20 protein-coding genes, 1 tRNA gene and 1 pseudogene are annotated in these 19,880 nt (G+C 33.3%); 6 read left to right on the top strand and 16 right to left on the bottom strand.

What is annotated here, in order from left to right; all coding sequences use genetic code 11:
• Positions 1 to 71 precede the first annotated feature (71 nt).
• From ACX9TM_RS06830 to ACX9TM_RS06820, 3 genes are all read left to right on the top strand, one after another.
• Positions 72 to 293 (top strand): hypothetical protein, encoded by a 222-nt coding sequence (locus tag ACX9TM_RS06830; RefSeq protein ID WP_065382160.1) that lies wholly within the window; start codon positions 72 to 74, stop codon positions 291 to 293.
• Positions 294 to 881: 588 nt separating this feature from the next.
• Positions 882 to 1,346, top strand: coding sequence for a hypothetical protein (locus ACX9TM_RS06825; protein ID WP_048534153.1), 465 nt, complete (start codon positions 882 to 884; stop codon positions 1,344 to 1,346).
• A 270-nt stretch (positions 1,347 to 1,616) separates the two neighbouring features.
• Positions 1,617 to 1,689, top strand: a tRNA-Val gene (locus tag ACX9TM_RS06820).
• A 313-nt stretch (positions 1,690 to 2,002) separates the two neighbouring features.
• Here the strand turns inward: ACX9TM_RS06820 and ACX9TM_RS06815 are convergent.
• From ACX9TM_RS06815 to ACX9TM_RS06770, 10 genes are all read right to left on the bottom strand, one after another.
• Entirely contained in the window at positions 2,003 to 3,244 is a 1,242-nt protein-coding gene (locus ACX9TM_RS06815; RefSeq protein ID WP_065382159.1) for an ABC transporter permease, read from the bottom strand.
• Positions 3,237 to 4,136: an ABC transporter ATP-binding protein gene (locus ACX9TM_RS06810; RefSeq protein WP_000054722.1), complete on the bottom strand. Its 900-nt coding sequence runs from the start codon at positions 4,134 to 4,136 to the stop codon at positions 3,237 to 3,239. The genes ACX9TM_RS06815 and ACX9TM_RS06810 overlap by 8 nt, the downstream gene beginning before the upstream one ends.
• Before the next feature lie 32 nt (positions 4,137 to 4,168).
• A complete protein-coding gene (locus tag ACX9TM_RS06805) occupies positions 4,169 to 4,885 on the bottom strand; it encodes an SDR family oxidoreductase (RefSeq protein WP_048655962.1) in 717 nt (238 codons plus the stop codon).
• Positions 4,882 to 5,811, bottom strand: coding sequence for a zinc metalloprotease (locus tag ACX9TM_RS06800; RefSeq protein ID WP_048655961.1), 930 nt, complete (start codon positions 5,809 to 5,811; stop codon positions 4,882 to 4,884). Before ACX9TM_RS06800 ends, ACX9TM_RS06805 begins: the two co-directional genes overlap by 4 nt.
• Positions 5,808 to 7,043, bottom strand: a complete 1,236-nt coding sequence (locus ACX9TM_RS06795; RefSeq protein ID WP_048655960.1) for an aminotransferase class III-fold pyridoxal phosphate-dependent enzyme — start codon at positions 7,041 to 7,043, stop codon at positions 5,808 to 5,810. Before ACX9TM_RS06795 ends, ACX9TM_RS06800 begins: the two co-directional genes overlap by 4 nt.
• Positions 7,033 to 7,782 (bottom strand): class I SAM-dependent methyltransferase, encoded by a 750-nt coding sequence (locus ACX9TM_RS06790; RefSeq protein WP_048655959.1) that lies wholly within the window; start codon positions 7,780 to 7,782, stop codon positions 7,033 to 7,035. Before ACX9TM_RS06790 ends, ACX9TM_RS06795 begins: the two co-directional genes overlap by 11 nt.
• On the bottom strand, positions 7,775 to 9,007 hold the full coding sequence (locus ACX9TM_RS06785) for a hypothetical protein (protein ID WP_048655958.1): 1,233 nt from the start codon (positions 9,005 to 9,007) through the stop codon (positions 7,775 to 7,777). Before ACX9TM_RS06785 ends, ACX9TM_RS06790 begins: the two co-directional genes overlap by 8 nt.
• A gap of 666 nt (positions 9,008 to 9,673) precedes the next feature.
• A complete protein-coding gene (locus ACX9TM_RS06780) occupies positions 9,674 to 9,811 on the bottom strand; it encodes a hypothetical protein (RefSeq protein WP_162840212.1) in 138 nt (45 codons plus the stop codon).
• A 508-nt stretch (positions 9,812 to 10,319) separates the two neighbouring features.
• Positions 10,320 to 10,457, bottom strand: coding sequence for a hypothetical protein (locus tag ACX9TM_RS06775; RefSeq protein WP_165775606.1), 138 nt, complete (start codon positions 10,455 to 10,457; stop codon positions 10,320 to 10,322).
• Between the two features lie 701 nt (positions 10,458 to 11,158).
• Complete coding sequence (locus tag ACX9TM_RS06770; RefSeq protein WP_255309924.1) at positions 11,159 to 11,287, bottom strand: hypothetical protein; 129 nt, start codon at positions 11,285 to 11,287, stop codon at positions 11,159 to 11,161.
• A 647-nt stretch (positions 11,288 to 11,934) separates the two neighbouring features.
• On the opposite strand from ACX9TM_RS06770, the gene ACX9TM_RS06765 reads away from it, so the two are divergent.
• Positions 11,935 to 12,255: a PadR family transcriptional regulator gene (locus ACX9TM_RS06765; protein WP_030024068.1), complete on the top strand. Its 321-nt coding sequence runs from the start codon at positions 11,935 to 11,937 to the stop codon at positions 12,253 to 12,255.
• A gap of 314 nt (positions 12,256 to 12,569) precedes the next feature.
• On the opposite strand, the gene ACX9TM_RS06760 is transcribed toward ACX9TM_RS06765, so the two are convergent.
• The 6 genes and pseudogenes from ACX9TM_RS06760 to ACX9TM_RS06735 all read right to left on the bottom strand — a co-directional run bounded on the left by ACX9TM_RS06760 (position 12,570) and on the right by ACX9TM_RS06735 (position 14,752).
• A complete protein-coding gene (locus tag ACX9TM_RS06760) occupies positions 12,570 to 13,109 on the bottom strand; it encodes a hypothetical protein (protein WP_139256959.1) in 540 nt (179 codons plus the stop codon).
• Positions 13,110 to 13,190: 81 nt separating this feature from the next.
• Positions 13,191 to 13,439 (bottom strand): annotated as a pseudogene (locus ACX9TM_RS06755) (hypothetical protein).
• A gap of 16 nt (positions 13,440 to 13,455) precedes the next feature.
• Complete coding sequence (locus ACX9TM_RS06750; RefSeq protein ID WP_065382373.1) at positions 13,456 to 13,818, bottom strand: hypothetical protein; 363 nt, start codon at positions 13,816 to 13,818, stop codon at positions 13,456 to 13,458.
• A gap of 133 nt (positions 13,819 to 13,951) precedes the next feature.
• Positions 13,952 to 14,134: a DUF3976 domain-containing protein gene (locus ACX9TM_RS06745; RefSeq protein WP_001178303.1), complete on the bottom strand. Its 183-nt coding sequence runs from the start codon at positions 14,132 to 14,134 to the stop codon at positions 13,952 to 13,954.
• Between the two features lie 28 nt (positions 14,135 to 14,162).
• Entirely contained in the window at positions 14,163 to 14,540 is a 378-nt protein-coding gene (locus ACX9TM_RS06740) for a hypothetical protein (protein ID WP_001109895.1), read from the bottom strand.
• A 2-nt stretch (positions 14,541 to 14,542) separates the two neighbouring features.
• A complete protein-coding gene (locus ACX9TM_RS06735) occupies positions 14,543 to 14,752 on the bottom strand; it encodes a helix-turn-helix transcriptional regulator (RefSeq protein WP_000428513.1) in 210 nt (69 codons plus the stop codon).
• Positions 14,753 to 15,576: 824 nt separating this feature from the next.
• Between ACX9TM_RS06735 and odhA the strand changes: the two genes are divergently transcribed.
• Both odhA and odhB read left to right on the top strand, forming a co-directional pair.
• Complete coding sequence (gene odhA / locus ACX9TM_RS06730; protein WP_000197120.1) at positions 15,577 to 18,444, top strand: 2-oxoglutarate dehydrogenase E1 component; 2,868 nt, start codon at positions 15,577 to 15,579, stop codon at positions 18,442 to 18,444.
• A 133-nt stretch (positions 18,445 to 18,577) separates the two neighbouring features.
• Positions 18,578 to 19,840, top strand: a complete 1,263-nt coding sequence (odhB, locus tag ACX9TM_RS06725; protein WP_000569891.1) for a 2-oxoglutarate dehydrogenase complex dihydrolipoyllysine-residue succinyltransferase — start codon at positions 18,578 to 18,580, stop codon at positions 19,838 to 19,840.
• Positions 19,841 to 19,880 lie beyond the last annotated feature (40 nt).

Below are 19,880 nucleotides of genomic sequence, written 5' to 3'. Positions count from 1 at the left end.
TCAAATTCAAATGACTTTCGTACAATAAAGTAGAATATATTAGAAAACACCTTAAACTGAGGAGGAACTCAATGGCGCGTTGTACGTATTGTAAAACGAAGTGGAAAGTAAAAGATGTATGGTCGCTTCTCATAACATTTGAAAAAGATTGTCCGTATTGTTTTGGGAGGCAATATCTATCAAAGAAAACAGTGAACGCTATGCCAGAACTTATAAGCTTACCTTTACACTTCTTGTTCCCTTTTCTTGTTGATTTGAGTGATGAAGGTCCTTTGGATTGGTATCGGAAATAATATAACCTCTACATCCAAAGACTACTTTCTACTAAATTCGCTTCTCATCATTATCCCTTCATACATTACTCTCATAATCGCTTATACTTTCCCTTTTAAAGATCCCATAGCTCAACAGGAAGAGTGTCCCCTGACCAAATTTTATCAATTATGACTAAAAAAACAGTGATATATGTATACTGTTAAACATAAAAAATTAGCATTAGGTTCCAATTAAATATTAATTGAAACCCAACACTACTTGTATTCTGTAATTCAGAATACAAGTAGTGTTTTTTATTATGCATTTTTGCATACAGTATTGTTTTCTCTTGTAAATAGATAATAATGGTATATAATAAAACCAACGTTTTACCAATAAAAGGTAATAAAGAGTAGTGGGATAAGCAAATACCCAAAACGTATTAACAGATTTATTCTATGTAAATCATGATACATATATGGAATCAAAACTATGAAATTTTATGTAGAGGTTAGATTACTACAAGATGAAAGATTCATAGCGAATACACTTAAGGAAAAAACGTTCCATTAGATTAATGTGATATCTATCGAACGAATTGAGAATATACTTAGGGGGAATTTCAAGTGAAAACATTTAGTAAAGTATTATTAACAGGAGCTTTAGCTTTAGGCGGTTTAACAGCTATGAACATTGAAACACCAAAAGCACATGCTGACGAATGGGATGGTTGTCATTACATTTGTGGTCCTGGTGAAACGGTGAACGGTGTTACAGTTCAGGTACACTCTACACAAGTTACTTTTGGTAACAGCGTAATTGCAAGAATTACAAATGACCGAGCTGAAGAAATTCATTACAATGTCAGCCTTGAAAAGAAATATGGCGATAGATGGGGAGAATTTGAAACCAACTTCCGTTGGCAAAATCAATGGGTCCCAGCTGGAAGCAATGATGAAATTGCAACTTTCACAGGATATGGCGATGATATTTATGAGGATGGAACATATCGTTATAAAGTCGAAATAAAAGGCGCTGACGGTTCTATTGATACAATTTACACAGCAGGAATGACAGTTACAGGACGATAGCTTATGAACAAGCTCCATTATTTATGATTGTATTTTTGAAAATATCATTGATAATTGCGTTGATATTATTATTAAAATAAGCTCTTCGGGGCTTATTTTTTTATACAAAAATTAGAATATAAATATTCGGAAAATTACATCTTTACACCATTAAAGTTCGTTGCTATTATAGGAATACATCAAATGTTACAATACTCAACAAATTGTACAAATCCTCCGATTACACGAATGAAATGAAAATACATTGCTGATGGTAACATTTATAGTTGGGATCCCGTAGCTCAGCAGGGAGAGCGCCACCTTGACAGGGTGGAGGTCGTGAGTTCGAGCCTCTCCGGGGTCATATGAAAAACCCCTTGATAGTCAAGGGGTTTTCTTTATGTAGCAAATAAATGATTATTATTAAAACTAAATTTTTCCCTACTTCTTTTCTCCATTTTGGAGAAAGACATAAATTATATTAATTATCGCTCTACGTTGTTCGCTAGAACTCGATTCTTTACTCTCTTTTGGGAGCTTTTTAAAATTCTCTTTGAAAAATAGCCTAATACAGCAATTTTTATATTTATTTATATAAATTTCTCAACAAAAAAGATCTACACAGTTTAACTATGCAGATCTTTGTAAATTTAAGTTTAGAAATGAATAGACGAATCCTATTTTTGCCCTAATTTGATTGCCTTTTTGATATTACTAAATGCACCTTTACCATATATTAATACGCCACCGCGGTAAACACGACTCGTTAAACCAATCATCATACATATTGTTGCAATTAGAATTGCTAATGCAAGCGCAATCTCCCATACTGGGATATTGAGGAATCCAATTCGTACAAGCATAACAATAGGAGTGAAGAAAGGTACATAACTAGTAACGGTAACAACCATGCTGCTTGGGTTTGACATTCCATAAATTGCTATATACAAAGCAGCAAGTAACATAAACATCAGCGGCATAACAGCTTGAGAAGATTCCTCTATACGCGTAATGATAGAGCCAAATAGACAAGATAATGAGCCATATAATAAGAATCCTAATGTGAAGAATAGAATCCCATAAAACACTAGAGTTGGAGCAACAGAATTTAAATCAATACTATTTAAAATATCATTTTTCGAATCATTAATTGCTGTTTTATATCCAACAGTTGCGACCAAGCCCCAAATTATGATTTGCGTAATACCAGCCAATAATGTTGAGAATAGCTTCGCATATAAATGTTTGGTAGGCGAAATACTCGAAACAACTAACTCCATAACACGAGAAGATTTCTCTGTTGCAACATCTGTTGCTAATTGTGCAGCATACATTAATATCATTAGATAATTTAGCATGATAAAGACATTAATTAAAATCCCTACACCCTCAGTATGTTCTCCATCTTTAACCTTATCTGAAACCGTTTTGGTATGAATTTCTACTGGCGTTGTTAACACCTTTAATTCATCTTGAGATAGATTCAATTGCTGGGCGAAATTAGAAGATTGTATTTGAGATAAAATCGTTTGAACCTTGCTAACATCTTGCTGATTTACATCCGTCTCAGTTATATACGTAGCCTTTAATTGTTTATTATTCAATTCCTCTACAACGATTGCATATGTATAATCACCATTTTTAACACCTGATTCTGCTTTTTGTTTATCCGTGCTACGTTTAACTTGTATCTTACTATCGACATTTTTAAACACTTGATGAATGGTTGAATATAATTCTTCTTTTTCTGTAACAACAACAACTTGATCCTCCTCGTTCCCTGCAAACAAGTTATAAATCTTGTCAAAATTCATCAATCCTATAATTAACATAGAAACTATTATTGTAATAGCAAAATATGATTTTGATTTCACTTTAGATTTATAGTTTTGTAAAAAAATTGTCCAGAAACTACTCATTTTGTGCACCTACTTTCGCAATAAAGATATCATTTAATGTAGGCTCTTCTACTGCAAACTTTTTAACATACCCTAATTTTGTTATCTCTTTAAATAAAACATGTGACACTTCTTCATATGAAATTTTAAGAGTAACTGCATTTTTACGTTTCTTCATACTTTCTACACCTTTTATTTCTTTCAAATGGTCAAAGTCATGATCGCCAACGATTACAACGTTCTTTTTACCAAAATCACTTTTAATTTTGGCAATGTCACCCTGAACAACAGGTACACCTTTGTGCATAATACAAATGTGTTGGCATAACTCTTCCACATGTTCCATACGATGTGAACTAAAAAGAATTGACGACCCTTGTTTTTGCATATCAAGAACAGCGTCTTTTAACATTTCAACATTTACTGGGTCTAAACCACTAAATGGTTCATCTAAAATTAAGAGTTCAGGCTTATGTATAATCGCTGTTATCAGCTGGATTTTTTGCTGATTCCCTTTAGAAAGTTCTCCTACCTTTTTGTTCAGATGCTCAGTAATATTAAAACGCTCCAGCCAATAGTGAAGTTCTTTTTCTGCATCTTTACTTTTCATGTTCTTTAGTTTTGCAAAAAAGTTAACTTGTTCTTTGACAGTCATTTTCGCATAAAGACCACGTTCTTCCGGTAAATACCCAATTTTATCTGTAACACCATAATTTATAGGTTTACCATTCCATGAAATGGTCCCACTTGATTTCGATAAAAGTCCAAGTATCATTCGAAATGTAGTCGTTTTACCTGCTCCATTCCCGCCCAAGAATCCAAATATTTCACCTTTTGGTATCTCGATATTCAAATTATTCACTGCAACATGCTCGTCAAATTTCTTTGTTAAATCTTTAATTAGTAAACTCATTATCCACACCCTTAATTCCCAAGATGATTTATTTATACAATTGTATATCCATAGTCAACCACAATATTTTGCCCTCTAATGGCATCGCTTTTATCAGACATTAAAAATAAAATGACATTTGTTACATCTGAAATTTCAACAAATTTTCTATATGGAATTTTTTTCAATAACTTATTTCCTTCAAAGGACTTCAAATAACTTTCGTTATTATCGTTGATAATATAGGACGGCGACACACAATTCACCTTAATATCTCTCTGTTGATCTTTCAAAAAATCAATGCTTAAATTTTTTGTTAAGTGAATCAGCGCTGCTTTTGAAGTACCATAAGCAATTCTATCCTCATGTGCCACTATACCATTTTGTGAAGCTACACTTACAATTGAAACGCGGTGTGAAAGTGAGCTATAGATGGACTTGAGTAAAAATACAAAACTCTTAATGTTTATATCAAATGTTTTATCCCACGCTTCATTTGTCACATTATAAAAATTAGATAAAGTATTAACCCCGATTAGGTTGATAACACCATCTATTGTTATATTGTTCTCTTCAAAGTAAGTGGATAAAAATCTAATATCTTCTTCTTGGCTAACATCTAAATTGAAATAGACTTTATTGGTTTCTTTCATTACTTTTTCTTTATACGTTTTATCGATACAGTATATATTTTTTGTATCATCTATTACCGTTTGTAAGTCTTTACCAATATATCCATCTGCGCCTAGTATCAGTATATTACCACTCACATTATTCCTCTCCTTACAACATCGAATACCCAATAAACACCACTTAAAATAACTGTGGCTATGAGAATACAATTTACTAGTCCGAGTAGTAACTCAGAAGATTTTATCTTTTGTCGTTTAAATATAAATTGTTTGAAACTATTCATATAATCTTCTGAATCTATCATTTGATTTATAATCCAATAACCATCTAACTTTAAAAATGGCATCATATTAGTAAAAATAATTATACAATTAGTAATATATATGTATAATATCACGTCAGAACTTGACAAAAGATACATGATTGCTAATAGACTTCCTAAAATCATTTGTCCCATAACACCTGACAACATTATTGCTATTTTTTTTCTCTTATCGAGCGTCCTCATATAGTTAACATTTGTAAAAAATAATAATAAAAAGAAATATCGAATTATTATTCCAAAACGCATTTTGTCAGATCTAATATATTTTCTGTAAGTATAATAATGCGAAAATTCATGGAACGAAACGATAAATAACTGTGCTACGTATATGTATATCAAATGATATACATTAAAGTTCATTGCACCACTATTGAAGATCGTATAACCCTTTTTCACTACTACAGGAAAAGTAATTGCAAAAAATAAAAGTAAACATACGAACAAGTACTTAAAAATCTTAATGTTTTCGATTTTATATAGCGTTTCAAATCCCTTTGTGCTTATACTTAATTTTAGCAACTTAAAATTTAATAGATTGTATTTTTTTTTGCCATGCAAAAATCTTTCTAAACCTTCTACTTTTTCGCTAGTTTCAGTATTATAGCTCCTAAGATACTCTAGTGTATTCTGATCTGCTTGTATCATTCTCTCATTCTTAGGGTTATATATATAAACATAGTCGTCTATGTGGTATTCAAGATTTACATTGCAAACATTTAAGTTATTTACTTCTTTCAAACTAATACCCTCTTTGCAATTATTTTCATAGCTTTTGAAAATGCCTTCGTATCTATTAAAAGGGTAGGAAATAGTGTAATGCCATTACCTTCATCATTATCCATGTAATGATAGACTAAAATACCGAGTTCTTTTAATCCGTTAACTATTTCCATAGTTTTAATTGGATCATTCACAGGGATCGAATACATCCCCCCGATACCCGTGTAACCAATATTTTTCATCTTAAGCGTATTTGTTACTATATTTTCGATTTCTCGAACATTGCTAATAATACTTGTCTCATTTTCTAAAATATATTCTAATGTAATCTTTGCTGATAGTACCCCTAGCAGATTTCCGTTTTGAGTAGAGAAATGCTCGATATGCTTACCTTTGAGAGCGTCTTCAATTTCTTTTGAAATTACGACTGCTCCAAATGGGAGAATTCCATTGTTAATCGATTTGCTCAAAATTAAAATATCTGGAGTCACCCCTAATTCTTTAAAGAAAAAGCGATTGCCCGTTCTATAAAAACCTGTTGCCACCTCATCAAAAATTAGTAGTATGTTGAATTTTTTTAATGTGCTGTGTAGTTTTTTAATAAATTCTTTATTAAAAATATACACTCCGCCTGAACCAATAATAGGTTCAAATAAAAAAGCAGATATATTTTGATGATTTTCCTCTATAAAATTCAACACATGATCTTCATCATCACGATTTTGAGGAGTTTTTACACTTAAGAATCCATCTAGTTTTGGTTGATAATCTTCCGTAATCTTCTCATCTAATCCACTAGCTGATACCCCTGCAAAAAAGGTACCATGATAACTTTTATCATACGTAATAATTTTTTTATCTTTGTTGTTTAAATGTCTTACAACCTTTGTTGCTAACTCTGTTCCTTCCGAACCGCTATTTGTGAAAAAGACTTTAGTATACGCAGAATCTTTTTCATTAATAAACTGTAGCAAGGCATTACTATAATCATTATACAAAGGATGATTGTATGCATGGATATCTAAAAAAGTTAATGATTTTTGTAAATACTCATTAAATTGAGATGAAATTCTTTGGTATAACTCTTCCTTGTATCCCAATGAAACATTCCATAAACCGCTTCTAAGATCTAAATATTTTTTTCCAGTTGTATCTAGTAAAAAACTATCTTTAGCTTCTTCGATTATCATATTATAAAAAGGGGATTGCGTAATATCCCCCATTGGAACAACATAGGTATTATTCTTCACAATTTTCCAACTCCAAGAAATATATATTTTCTCCGCTATATAATATATTTAATTTATAATGTAACTCTTCAGAGACTTTCTCAAAATATTCAATAGTGTGTAGATTTTTCACTGAATATCCCACTTTTTTAACACCATTGCCTTCCATAAATATATTTAAAACATATTTATTTTCTATAATGGCATTACTTACAAAAAACACACTATCATCTGTTTTAAAATTTAAAACTTTATCACAATTTTCTTTTATACACGAAGGTTTAAGGAAATCAAAAATGATGGAGCCATGAATATCCAATAAATCTTTTGTTTTAATTAAAAAACTTTTAAATTGTTCTTCTGAAAATAAAGAAACAGTCGTGGCTGGTATAATAATTTTTGTGAATTTAATACCTTTAATCGTATCCAGGTCCTCTATACCAATATTGAAAATCTTATCCCTGTAACTAGTGTCGATATATTTAATCATTTCCAATTGTGGTTCAATCCCGTAAATATTGACACCTTCTCTAGATAGAACATTAAATACCCGACCATTACCTGATCCTATTTCTAGTACTACATCATCATTATTGATTTTCTCTCTATAGAAATCTAAATCATTTATTTCAAATTTTTCATTTATCGAGCGGTTATAAAAATCAGCAAAGTCGGTATCTGAATAAATATCATCCGAAATTTCCACGTTTCCTCTTTTAACTTTTCGTAAAAAGGGGCCAAATATATACTTACTATGCATGTTCCACCAACCCCTTATATTCATTCATAATTGCATCATATTGATCTTTGAAACGATCTTTTAGGTAGCTTTGGTTATTTTTAAGATCGGCTTCTAAAATTTCAAGGAAAGTTTCATCCGTTTCAAAAACTTTATTAGTGCGGATATTATAAACAAAACAACCTCTATTATTTTGAATTCCAATTAATTTGAATTCAACGATTGAATCTACTACTAGGTCCAGTTTGTTCTTTGTATAAGGCGTAGTAAAAGTAGTTGCCCCACCTTTAAATGATGCTGCCAAATTATACATCATCGGAATGATGTTCTTAATCATCGCCTCTACTTTATCTTGTTCTTCATTATTTTGATATTTTGAAACAATATCAAAGTAATTTAGCTTAATGTTTTTTGAAATTATATATTCTTTCAAGTAATCATTGAAAATCCCGTCAGAATAGACAAACAATCTATTATTTGTACTAGTCTTTGTCATAGTCGCATAATCAAAAATCGCTTTTTTACTTTCTTTGTTATCAATAACCCCTGAATTTTTAAACTTGCTTATTAATTCTTCTAACTCTTCTACATCTAATGACGTCAAATCTTCTTTTTGAAAACTCGGAACAGAATTATTTAATAATATAATGTTTGGTATGTCTTTCAAGTCATTGCTATTTAGTTCAATTTCTTCACTAGATTGATCAATAAAAATTGAACTGTTTACAGCCATGTTATAATACACATCTGGTTCGATATTCTGAATGACATTACAATTTTCTACATAGAGATGTTTTAGCGTTCTTTTATTAATAACAGCTGGATATACGCCTGAAAATAATGTCATTAACCCATTTCTTAAATATTGCATGTGAGACAACTTAGCCTTTTCTTTCTCTAGTTGGAACATATCTTTTAACGGCTGTAACATGTCTATCAATTCAAAATCCCCATGTTTTACTTCTAAATTATCATCGACTATACAAAAATCTGTTTCTTCTAACTCAGTTTCTAAAAATTGAACTAATTTATATATTCTTTGCAAGCTCCCACCAACGAAAAATATATACTTTTGGTATTCTTGAAAGTCTAGATAGTCAACAAAATCAATAAAAGTGTTATTTTCAAAATCAAATTTATCAAAGTGTATATCTTTGGCTTTAGCAGAAAATAGCTCTTTTGCGTTACCTTCATTGATATTTTTAAATAAACCGTTTTCTTCAATTATGCACGAAATTCCAATCATTAGTTCGTCCCCCTGGTTTTCTAGTTGATACCTCTGAAAATTATTATTTTATAAATCATCAATATTTAACTACAGAAATCAAGTTATTATTATTACTTGACCCGCAACAAGAACTGCTCCTGTAGCCCAGTAAATGATGTCAGTTTTTGAATTTAATTCTTCTAATTCAACTTCTTTAAAGTGTAGTTTGTTCATGTTTTAACCTCACGTTTTTCATTAAGAAAATTCTATTTTTACGGCTGAGATCATGTAAGTAAAATTACTCCACCACCAGAAATTAAAGCTCCAACAGCAGCGCCAGTCCAGAATGAATTTAACTCTGCTACTTCAACCTCTTTAAAGTGCAATTTCTTCATACTCTTCACCTCTCGTTTTGAATATAAAAATTCTTACAGGTGAGATCATGTGAATTTTGTTAAAGTAACGAAACAGGCACTTTAAACCAGCGATTATACAGTGAATATTTGGAACATTTTATGTTATAGTGTGTTACTATTTAATTTTTTCGTAATTGTAGTACTCTGCCCACTAAAATGCCAGAAGCTAGCGTTATTGTAGTTGCTAAAGCAATGTTCATATATAAATTACTACTATTAACAAGAACAATTAAACCAAATACTATTAAAGCTGGAATTATAATAAAAAGTAGATTTTTATTCATATCCATCACGTTAAAATCAGTACGCTAGCCACGCCTGCTCCAGCTGCAACTACGCCTGCTCCAATACCTGCTCCAACCCAAAAATCTGTACCATGTGAATTTAATTCCTCTAGCGAAATTTCTTTAAAGAATAATGTTTTCACTTTTTCCGCCTCCTGTTTTAAGCTTCCCAAAAATCTATTTGGATATATAATCAGGTTAGTATGTGCCTATCTCTTCAGCATTGATCGTTCACTACCCTATTAAGTTAAAATAAAACCAATTCCAACTGCTGCGCCTCCACCTACAACCGCGCCACCTGCCATACACCAGCCACAGTTTAATTCTTCACTTTCAATTTCTAAGAATTTTAAATTTAGCATTGTGTTTTCATCTCCTCCCATAAAGTCTTCAGAGGTATCAACTAGAAAATCATCATTATATATAGATATAAAAATACTAAATGAATGAAATTATAGATGGTTTTAATAACTTTTATATCATAGAAATACGGGGTACCATTAAATACCATATATAACTATTTGAGAATAACATGAAATAAAGAAAAACGAATATGCAATGTTGCATATTCGTTTAATAACTTAATATACAAAAAATAGCATGTAATCGTAGGTTACAATATCAAAAGTGATATTAAACACTCAACATTAATCATGTTACAATTAGTACACCAGCTACGGCAGCTCCAGCAGCAACAACACCTGCTCCAATACCTGCTCCAGTCCAGAAATCTGTACCATGTGAATTTAATTCTTCTAATTCAACTTCTTTAAAGAATAATGTTTTCATCTTTTTCGCCTCCTTCCTTAAATTTTTTAGTTTATTACCATCATTATTTTAGATCAAGTTAGTACAAGACCTACTCCAATACCAAATCCAATCGCAAATCCAGCAGCATCTGTATAAGAGTTTACTTCTTCTAACTCAACTTCTTTGAAGTATAATGTATTCATTTGTTTACCTCCTTTTTAAATTATTTACGTTAATATTATTTAAGATCAAGTTAATACTAGACCTACTCCAATACCAAATCCAATCGCAAATCCAGCAGCATCTGTATAAGAGTTTACTTCTTCTAATTCAACTTCTTTGAAGTATAATGTATTCACTTTTTTCACCTCTTTATTACATTTTCAAAATACAATTCTCCACAGCTAAAATCATGTAAGTACAAGGATTGCCCCGCCTGCTAATGCACCTGCGCCAAGACCGTAACCAATCATGTCCCATACGTTTAAATCTTCTAATTCAACCTCTTTAAAAGATAATGTTTTCATGTTTTTCACCTCCTTATTACATTTTCAAAAAACTAATTTTATTAGCTAAAATCATGTAAGTACAAGGATTGCTCCACCTGCTAGTGCACCTGCGCCAAGACCGTAACCAATCATGTCCCATACGTTTAAATCTTCTAATTCAACCTCTTTAAAAGATAATGTTTTCATGTTGTCACCTCCTTTTTTCATACAAATAGCTTATTTGTACAAAAATCAAGTAATAATAAGTACTGCTGCAACACCTGATGCTACACCGACGCCACCCGCTACCGCAATTTTCACATTCCACGGTACTGAGTTTAGTTCTTCTAACTGTACTTCTTTAAAAGTTAGTGTTTTCATGCTTTTCACCTTCTAAAACAATGATATTTTTTATATTATCAAGTTAAAATGACGTAAATTCCAACGCCGCCCATAGCTACCGATTGAGCCCAACTAGTTGCTGAGTTCAATTCTTCTAATTCAACTTCTGTATAGAATAACTGTTTCATATGACGAAACCCCTTTTATTAAGTTAAAAGAATACCAATTCCAACTGCTGCGCCGCCACCTACAACCGCGCCACCTGCCATACACCAACCACAGTTTAATTCTTCATTTTCGATTTCCATGAATTTTAAATTTAACATTATGTTTTCATCTCCTTTCATTATGTCTACTCAATTATTTTTAAAATCACTTATACATACTATATAAATAAACAGAATAAGTGATGTTAGATATGACTATTATTTACTACGTTTCAACTGGCATTGAGGAAAATAAAATATATACCATATCTAACAATTTCAGGATACCATAAGATTACGAAGTATAAATATGCAATACTGCATATTTCAAAAAAAATCCAATTTTTCATAAATTGATTACACATATTGTACACTTCTATTCTACTTTCTCCCTATATATATGTAAGTCCATTTCCTTGGTTGCATTTATTGAAAAAACGGCTTAAGATATCGATATACGATATATCGGAGGTGGTAATAATGAAGACCGCAGTAGAACAATACATCCCATTAACAGAACCACAATACTATATTTTACTGTCATTACTAAAACCTATACATGGTTATGGAATTATGCAAGAGGTTGAAAACCTTACCCATGGAGAAGTCAAACTTGGACCAGGCACATTGTATGGGATTATTAAAAAGCTATTAACCGAAGAACTAATTGATGAGGTAGCATCGATAGATAGAAAGAAGTGTTACGTGCTTACCCCTTTAGGCAAAGAGGTATTAGAACTTGAACTTAAACGATTACAACGCTCTGTTCAAAATGGTTTGAGTTTATTTTATGGAGAGTAACAAAGGAGCTTTACAAAAAAATTAAAATTAATAATGATACGAGATACTCCGTATATACCCATGTAATTTAATATATGTGTCAAAATGAAGAACATCGTAAGTTCGAGCCTCTCCGGGTTCATAAATAGAGAAACCATATCAACCTTCTACGTGATATGGTTTCTCTTCTTTATACAAGTCAATCACTTCCAACCAAACAGCTTCTCCAAAGATGTCACAGTCGCACTCCTTGTCTTTATTTAAATTCAATTTCACAAGTTGCTATCTTATAGTTGCTTGATGACAACTGATATCATTGTTTGTCCATCCCCCCATCAATCCGTAACACAAATAAACCACACTTTACGCTCCCTACTATCTAACACCATCCAAGTAACATCCCACGCAACATCGTAAAACCAATCTGTCCAAGGGCGATAGCTTTCGAACACTTTAATATCTTCGTATCGATCTTGGAACATATATTGACATACATTGACTGCTAATTGTTTTGCGATAACTGGTCGTTCCTTAAACCCTTCATATGCTCCGCCCCACAAAATTTGCGCAGCAATGCTACCATCAAGCATAACTGCCAGCTGCTCTTTAAAACGAAACTTATATTTGTCTGATGTATGTATTTTTAACTCTTCTAAGTTATTGATTATATCTAAAGAGTTGAAGATTCTTCTAAAGAAGTGCTCATGTCCATCTTTCGAATGTGGTATTTCTTTAAAAAAATTTTCGTTATGCACTTTAAAACAGCTTATTATTGCTCCACCAATTAAGTTTTGTTCCTTAAACGTGTTTATAAGTTGCTCAACAGATGAGTTATTCGTGTCTATTTTTTCAAACGTTCCTTCTTTCCATCTCATAACGCCCACTACTCTCTATTAAAAATTTGTTTCTTCATTATAAATAGCAAAATAAAAACCAGCAACTTTAAGGTTGCTGGCTTAGCTCTTATTCATATTCGAAAAAACAATAACAACTGCTCCAAACAAATAATGCCCTACTACCATCCACATACTCCAATCAAAAATCATAAGCAATAACCAAAGTGATATATTCATAGCAGCAAATAATAAATATAAAATCTCTCTTTTGTAGCACTCCTCTATTCATCAAAATGTAAACAGCACCGATAGGAGGAAAAAGACAAATATTTTTCTTAACACCCACGGATACGAAATTACTGTCTGCATATGAATCTCCTTTTCATCATAATACTTGCTTCAAAATCGGCCTCACTACCCTATATTTATCACTATAAGCTTCCTTTATGATTAAAGGCGGGTAATCACTTTTTTCTTCCTCAATCATTGTGAATACTTCTGTTTTCTCTTGTAATGTATTAGATTCTTTATTTTTAGTAGGTTTTTTACTTGTTTTAATTTTCTTTGTTACTTCGCCAAGTTTTTGCCCAACTTCTTCTATTTTGGCAGATTCATTCGTAACATAGTATTCTTGTTCGTCCCATACTAACATAGGTGGCACTTGTTCTCGTTTGTTACATATTATATAAGTAGTACTAGCTACAAGTAGTAGACAAGTTAATAAATAGAAGATAGTTTTTTTATTCATATACTACACTCCTTATCTATCATTTCATTGGATTATATAATATAAGTTATTTATAGTAAATGGATTTAGTGGTAATTTTTAGGTTGAACAATAAAGAAAAAACCTTACCGAAGTAAGGTTTCGTTTTTACATTCTATAGTGACCGACTTATTAAAACAATCATTACAATAATCGCTATAAACATAACAACTAAACAGCCGATCATTTTATAAAATCCTCGTTTCGTTAACGTCCCGCCTTGAACGTCTTTACGAATAAATAAGAATACTGCTAAAAATAATACAAGCCCAATGCCAAAAGCATACATCATTTGCATATGTTAATCTTCCTTTCTCTCTTCCATCTTAATATCTTTTTGCCAAAACAACAAATGAGATAAAGACGGTACTCATCGTAAGTGCCATAAGTATATTCAATAATTCAGTAGCAGATAGTGTAAGTATTTTTAAGTTTAAGCCGATAGAGAAAAGAAGATAATATGCCGTTAATGCAAAAAAGGTTACAAACATTCCTTTATAACGAATAAGTTTCATTCGCTCGTCTTTTTCTTTAAATTGCGGATGCAAGTAGCTTAGACAGAAACACATAATCATCATCCCAAGCAATGGATACGTTATGGCTGGCGGTGCAGAATGCGTCATTATACCTGTTAATATCATAAATCCACTCATAAATAGAAAAATAATCCCCATAATTACAAAGTACTTTTGTGAATAATTCATCCCTATTCCCCCTCTTCTTTTCCTTTATAAATAAATACATGTTCTATTGTTGTCTGAAATGTTTTCGCTATTTCAAATGCTAGCGGAAGTGATGGATCGTATTTCCCTTTTTCAATTGAGATAATGGTTTGTCTGGAAACTCCAAGTTTCTCAGCCAACTTTTCTTGAGATAGTCCAAATTTTTTTCGGTATTCGACCATTTTATTTTCCAAGGAAATTTCTCCCTCCTTCCATATACCGAGTATATATGTAAAGGAAACTTTACGTCAAGTTCCCTTTACATATATTTTGATTATTATTCACGCTATTTATATAGAAGAAACTTTTTTTCAATTTCAGCACGTCTATTTTGAAGCGAAACACGGAACACTGTAAATAACTGTTACTATATCTCCTCACTTCTTTTTTTAAAATTTAATATCTCCATATTTGTTTTATCCTTTTAAAACATTTCATTTATTTCTTTATTTCACGAAATACGTTATTTGTTTTACGGTGTTTTTCGTCATATTTATAGAAACTAACTGTTTATGGAGCATTTTTTATGTTTAGCAACTTTTTTTGTAGAAATCCTTCACTTTCCTTTCAATATTTAACACTATCTAAATAAAGTTTACGATAAATTCATAATTTTTTATTTTTTATACTATATTCCGTTATATTGTTGTATAATATCTATGAAAGCGCTTATTATTTCAATATACATAATTCAAACTAATTTTATCGAAACATTCTAACTATTATACCTATATTTAAATGCAACAATTATAGCTATTAGTATAGGCATACCAAATATATCCACCCCATTTTTCTGTAAAATTACTTTATAACATGAAAGATTAACTTGGGTGATAAGTTATTGTGAATGTTTTTTTACAAAACAGATAAGTAATAGTGTTTGGTATTATGTAAATTATTGTAATAACATAAGAGTAAAGAAAACATTTACATTGATTATTGATTCATTACTTATTGAAAAAGAGCAAAATGCACCTTTGTATGGAAAAGGATTATATGCATTGGGAGGTTTAAACAAATGACGAGGAAGAATACAACGACAAACCCTTGGGCCAAGTTCCACGGTCCGAACCTTGGTTATGTTATTGAACAGTATGATCTTTACGTAACTGGAGCAGGTTCTGTTGATCCGGAATTACAAGAGCTTTTTGAAATTTTTGGAGCTCCTTCGTTTCAAGATGATGTCGTAACAGGGGACAACACAGCAACACATTTTTCTCCTCAAAACACAGGTAACATTGAAAAAATTCTTAAAGTCGTTCAACTTGTTGAGCAGATTCGTTCTTTCGGGCACACGTTGGCTCACATCAACCCGATGGAAGATGCTGCAAATGGACAATCTCTTCTTGAGAAAGCATTGAACGAACTGAGCGACGCTGACTTGAAAGCGATTCCAGCGAAAACAGTATGGCCAGATGCACCAGAAGGTATTCACACTGCACTTGATGTAATTCATAGATTAAAAGACGTTTATACAAAATCTTTAGCTTATGAATTTTCTCATATACAAGATAGTGAAGAACGCGCGTGGTTGCATCAAATGGTGGAATCAAATTCATTGCGTCAACCACTATCAAATAAAAAACGAACTGCTCTTTTAAAACGTTTAACAGCTGTTGAAGGTTTCGAGCAATTCTTGCATAAAACATTCGTTGGGCAAAAACGTTTCTCTATCGAGGGCGTTGATATGCTTGTACCTGTTTTAGATGAAATTGTTCTAGAAGGTGCTAAGAACGGCGTAGAGGATGTCATGATTGGTATGGCTCACCGCGGTCGCCTAAGCGTACTTGCTCACGTATTAGAAAAACCATATAGCCACATGTTTGCTGAGTTCAAACATGCAAAAATAGAAGGCGCAGTGGCTAATTCTGGCTGGACTGGCGATGTGAAATACCACCTAGGTAGAGAACAAGTCGTTAGTAACGAAGAAGTTAGCACTCGCGTGACATTAGCAAATAACCCGAGTCATCTTGAGTTCGTGAATCCTGTAGTAGAAGGTTTCGCACGTGCTGCTCAAGAGAATCGTAAAAAATCTGGTCTTCCAGATCAAGATACTTCAAAATCATTCGTAATTTTAGTTCATGGTGATGCTGCATTCCCTGGTCAAGGTATTGTATCTGAGACACTCAACTTAAGCAGATTGAACGCGTATCAAACAGGGGGAACGATTCATGTTATCGCAAACAATGCAGTTGGTTTTACGACTGATAGCTATGATTCTCGTTCTACGAAATATTCTAGTGACCTTGCAAAAGGTTTCGATATTCCGATTGTTCACGTGAACGCTGATGATCCGGAAGCTTGTCTTGCAGCTGCTAACCTTGCGATTCAATATCGCATGTTGTTCAAAAAAGATTTCTTAATCGATTTAATTGGTTACCGCCGCTACGGTCATAACGAAATGGATGATCCAGCAGTTACGCAACCACAAGTGTACAAAAAAATTAAAAACCATCCAACTGTAAGGGCAATTTATGCAGATCAATTACAAGCTGCTGGTGTTCTAAATGCAGATGAGGTTGAAACAATTACACAGTTTACACAAGAGCAATTAAAATCCGACTATGCACAAGTACCACCAGCTGATACGAGCGACGCAACAATTCACGTTAAAGTACCAGATGTTGTTGCAAAAGGTATTCAACCAATTGATACTGGTGTTGAGATTGACTCACTTCGTGCAATTAATGAAGGTCTACTATCTTGGCCAGAAGGATTTAACGTATATCCGAAAGTGAAGAAAATTCTTGAGCGCCGTAAAGATGCTCTTGAAGAGAACGGTAAAATTGAATGGGCACTTGCTGAATCGTTAGCATTCGCTTCTATTTTACAAGAAGGTACGCCAATTCGTTTAACTGGTCAAGATTCACAGCGTGGTACATTCGCACACCGTCATATCGTATTACACGATACTGATACAAATGAAACATATTCACCGTTACATCGCTTACCAAACATTAATGCATCGTTCTCTGTTCATAACAGTCCGTTATCAGAGGCTGCTGTTGTTGGTTACGAATATGGTTATAACGTATTCGCTCCAGAAACTCTTGTTATGTGGGAAGCGCAATATGGTGACTTCTCAAATACTGCGCAAGCATTATTTGATCAATACGTTTCAGCTGGAAGAGCAAAATGGGGTCAAAAATCTGGCTTAGTTCTTCTATTACCACACGGTTATGAAGGTCAAGGACCAGAGCACTCTAGTGCACGTCCTGAGCGTTTCTTACAGTTAGCTGCTGAGAATAACTGGACAGTTGCAAACTTAACGAGCGCGGCTCAATACTTCCATATCCTGCGTCGTCAAGCATCTATCTTAGGAACAGAAGCTGTTCGACCATTAGTATTGATGACGCCGAAGAGTTTATTACGTCACCCACTTACGCTTTCAACTGCTAGTCAGTTAAGCGAAGGACGTTTCCAACCTGCTTTAGAACAAGAAAACCTTGGCATGAAACCAAATAAAGTAAAACGTCTTGTTTTAAGCACAGGTAAAATGGCGATTGACTTAGCAGCAGAAATCGAGTCGGGTAAACATGAGTACAACTTAGACGAAGTTCATGTCGTTCGTATTGAGCAATTGTACCCATTCCCTGCTGAGAAAGTTCAATCTATTATTAAACGCTTTAAAAACTTAGAAGAAATCATTTGGGTTCAAGAAGAACCTCGTAATATGGGCGCATGGCATTACATGGCTCCAATTCTGTTCGAACTTGCTGGAGATAAAGTGAAAACAGGCTACATTGGACGTCCTGATCGCTCTAGTCCATCTGGCGGCGATCCATTCGCTCACAAAGCTGAGCAAGAGCTAATTGTTGCACATGCTTTAGATGTGAAGTATAACTTCCGTCAAGATAAACAAGAAATTGAAGTTTACAGCAACTAAAAAGTAACAATGAAGGTTTCTAGCTTGTTCCTTGGGCAGAATATCTGCCCAAGGCCAGGCTAACAAATGGAGATTACCGAAGACAAAAGAAGAAAAAACACACCGTTAGGCAAATAAGGGGAGGACATTTAAAATGATCGAAATTAAAGTACCTGAGCTTGCAGAATCTATTACTGAAGGAACTATTTCACAATGGCTTATCAACGTAGGCGACAAAGTTGAGAAAGGTGGCAGCGTTGTTGAGCTTGAAACTGATAAAGTCAATGTAGAAATCATTGCAGAAGATTCAGGTATTGTATCGAAGTTACTAGGCGAACCTGGGGATACAGTTGAAGTTGGCGCAACTATCGCAATTTTAGATGCTAATGGAGCACCAGTTGCAGTAAGTACACCTGCACCGGCTGCTGAGCAACCAAAACAAGAAACAGCTGCTGAAGCACCGAAAGCTGCGGCACCAAGTGCTGAGCAAACTGCAACACTACAAGGGTTACCAAATACAAACCGTCCTATCGCATCACCAGCTGCTAGAAAGATGGCTCGTGAATTAGGAATCGACTTAAACGACGTACGTAGTACAGATCCACTTGGACGCGTGAGACCACATGATGTACAAGCTCATGCTGCAGCACCAAAAGAAGCACCAGCTGCTCCAAAGAGTCCAGCTCCTGCTCCAGTTGCAAAAACGGAATTTGAAAAACCAGTTGAGCGCGTGAAAATGTCCCGCCGCCGTCAAACAATTGCAAAACGTCTTGTAGAAGTTCAACAAACATCTGCAATGTTAACAACATTTAACGAAGTTGATATGAGTGCGATCATGGAATTACGTAAAGAACGCAAAGATGCTTTCGAGAAAAAACATGATGTACGTCTTGGCTTCATGTCATTCTTCACAAAAGCAGTTGTTGCAGCATTAAAACAATTCCCATTATTAAATGCTGAAATTCAAGGTGACGAGCTTATCATTAAAAAATTCTATGATATCGGTATTGCAGTAGCAGCTCCAGATGGATTAGTTGTTCCAGTTGTACGCGATGCTAACCAATTAAACTTCGCTGAAATCGAAAGCGAAATTCGTGAATTAGGTAAAAAAGCACGCGATAACAAACTTTCATTAAAAGAACTACAAGGTGGTACATTTACAATTACAAACGGTGGTGTATTCGGTTCTCTAATGTCAACACCGATCCTAAATAGCCCTCAAGTTGGTATTTTAGGAATGCATAAAATCCAAGTACGCCCAGTTGCAATTGATAACGAGCGTATGGAAAACCGCCCAATGATGTACATTGCTTTATCTTACGATCACCGTATTGTTGATGGTAAAGAAGCAGTTAGCTTCCTTGTTGCTGTTAAAGATATGCTTGAAGATCCAAAGTCATTATTATTAGAAGGTTGATAGATTAAAAATCTATTAAAGGCTGTAGAATGATTCATTC

It is taken from the genome of Bacillus sp. LH1 (genome assembly GCF_057924895.1).
This window is presented reverse-complemented; position numbering and strand designations above follow the sequence as displayed.

Bases quoted from the DNA above. Each gene is read 5' to 3' on its own strand.
- ACX9TM_RS06830 (WP_065382160.1), top strand. From the start codon at position 72: ATGGCGCGTTGTACGTATTGTAAAACGAAGTGGAAAGTAAAAGATGTA.
- ACX9TM_RS06815 (WP_065382159.1), bottom strand. From the start codon at position 3,244: ATGAGTAGTTTCTGGACAATTTTTTTACAAAACTATAAATCTAAAGTG.
- ACX9TM_RS06810 (WP_000054722.1), bottom strand. From the start codon at position 4,136: ATGAGTTTACTAATTAAAGATTTAACAAAGAAATTTGACGAGCATGTT.
- ACX9TM_RS06790 (WP_048655959.1), bottom strand. From the start codon at position 7,782: ATGCATAGTAAGTATATATTTGGCCCCTTTTTACGAAAAGTTAAAAGA.
- ACX9TM_RS06785 (WP_048655958.1), bottom strand. From the start codon at position 9,007: ATGATTGGAATTTCGTGCATAATTGAAGAAAACGGTTTATTTAAAAAT.
- ACX9TM_RS06775 (WP_165775606.1), bottom strand. From the start codon at position 10,457: ATGAAAACATTATTCTTTAAAGAAGTTGAATTAGAAGAATTAAATTCA.
- ACX9TM_RS06770 (WP_255309924.1), bottom strand. From the start codon at position 11,287: ATGAAAACACTAACTTTTAAAGAAGTACAGTTAGAAGAACTAAACTCA.
- ACX9TM_RS06765 (WP_030024068.1), top strand. From the start codon at position 11,935: ATGAAGACCGCAGTAGAACAATACATCCCATTAACAGAACCACAATAC.
- ACX9TM_RS06760 (WP_139256959.1), bottom strand. From the start codon at position 13,109: ATGAGATGGAAAGAAGGAACGTTTGAAAAAATAGACACGAATAACTCA.
- ACX9TM_RS06750 (WP_065382373.1), bottom strand. From the start codon at position 13,818: ATGAATAAAAAAACTATCTTCTATTTATTAACTTGTCTACTACTTGTA.
- ACX9TM_RS06745 (WP_001178303.1), bottom strand. From the start codon at position 14,134: ATGCAAATGATGTATGCTTTTGGCATTGGGCTTGTATTATTTTTAGCA.
- ACX9TM_RS06740 (WP_001109895.1), bottom strand. From the start codon at position 14,540: ATGAATTATTCACAAAAGTACTTTGTAATTATGGGGATTATTTTTCTA.
- odhA (WP_000197120.1), top strand. From the start codon at position 15,577: ATGACGAGGAAGAATACAACGACAAACCCTTGGGCCAAGTTCCACGGT.
- odhB (WP_000569891.1), top strand. From the start codon at position 18,578: ATGATCGAAATTAAAGTACCTGAGCTTGCAGAATCTATTACTGAAGGA.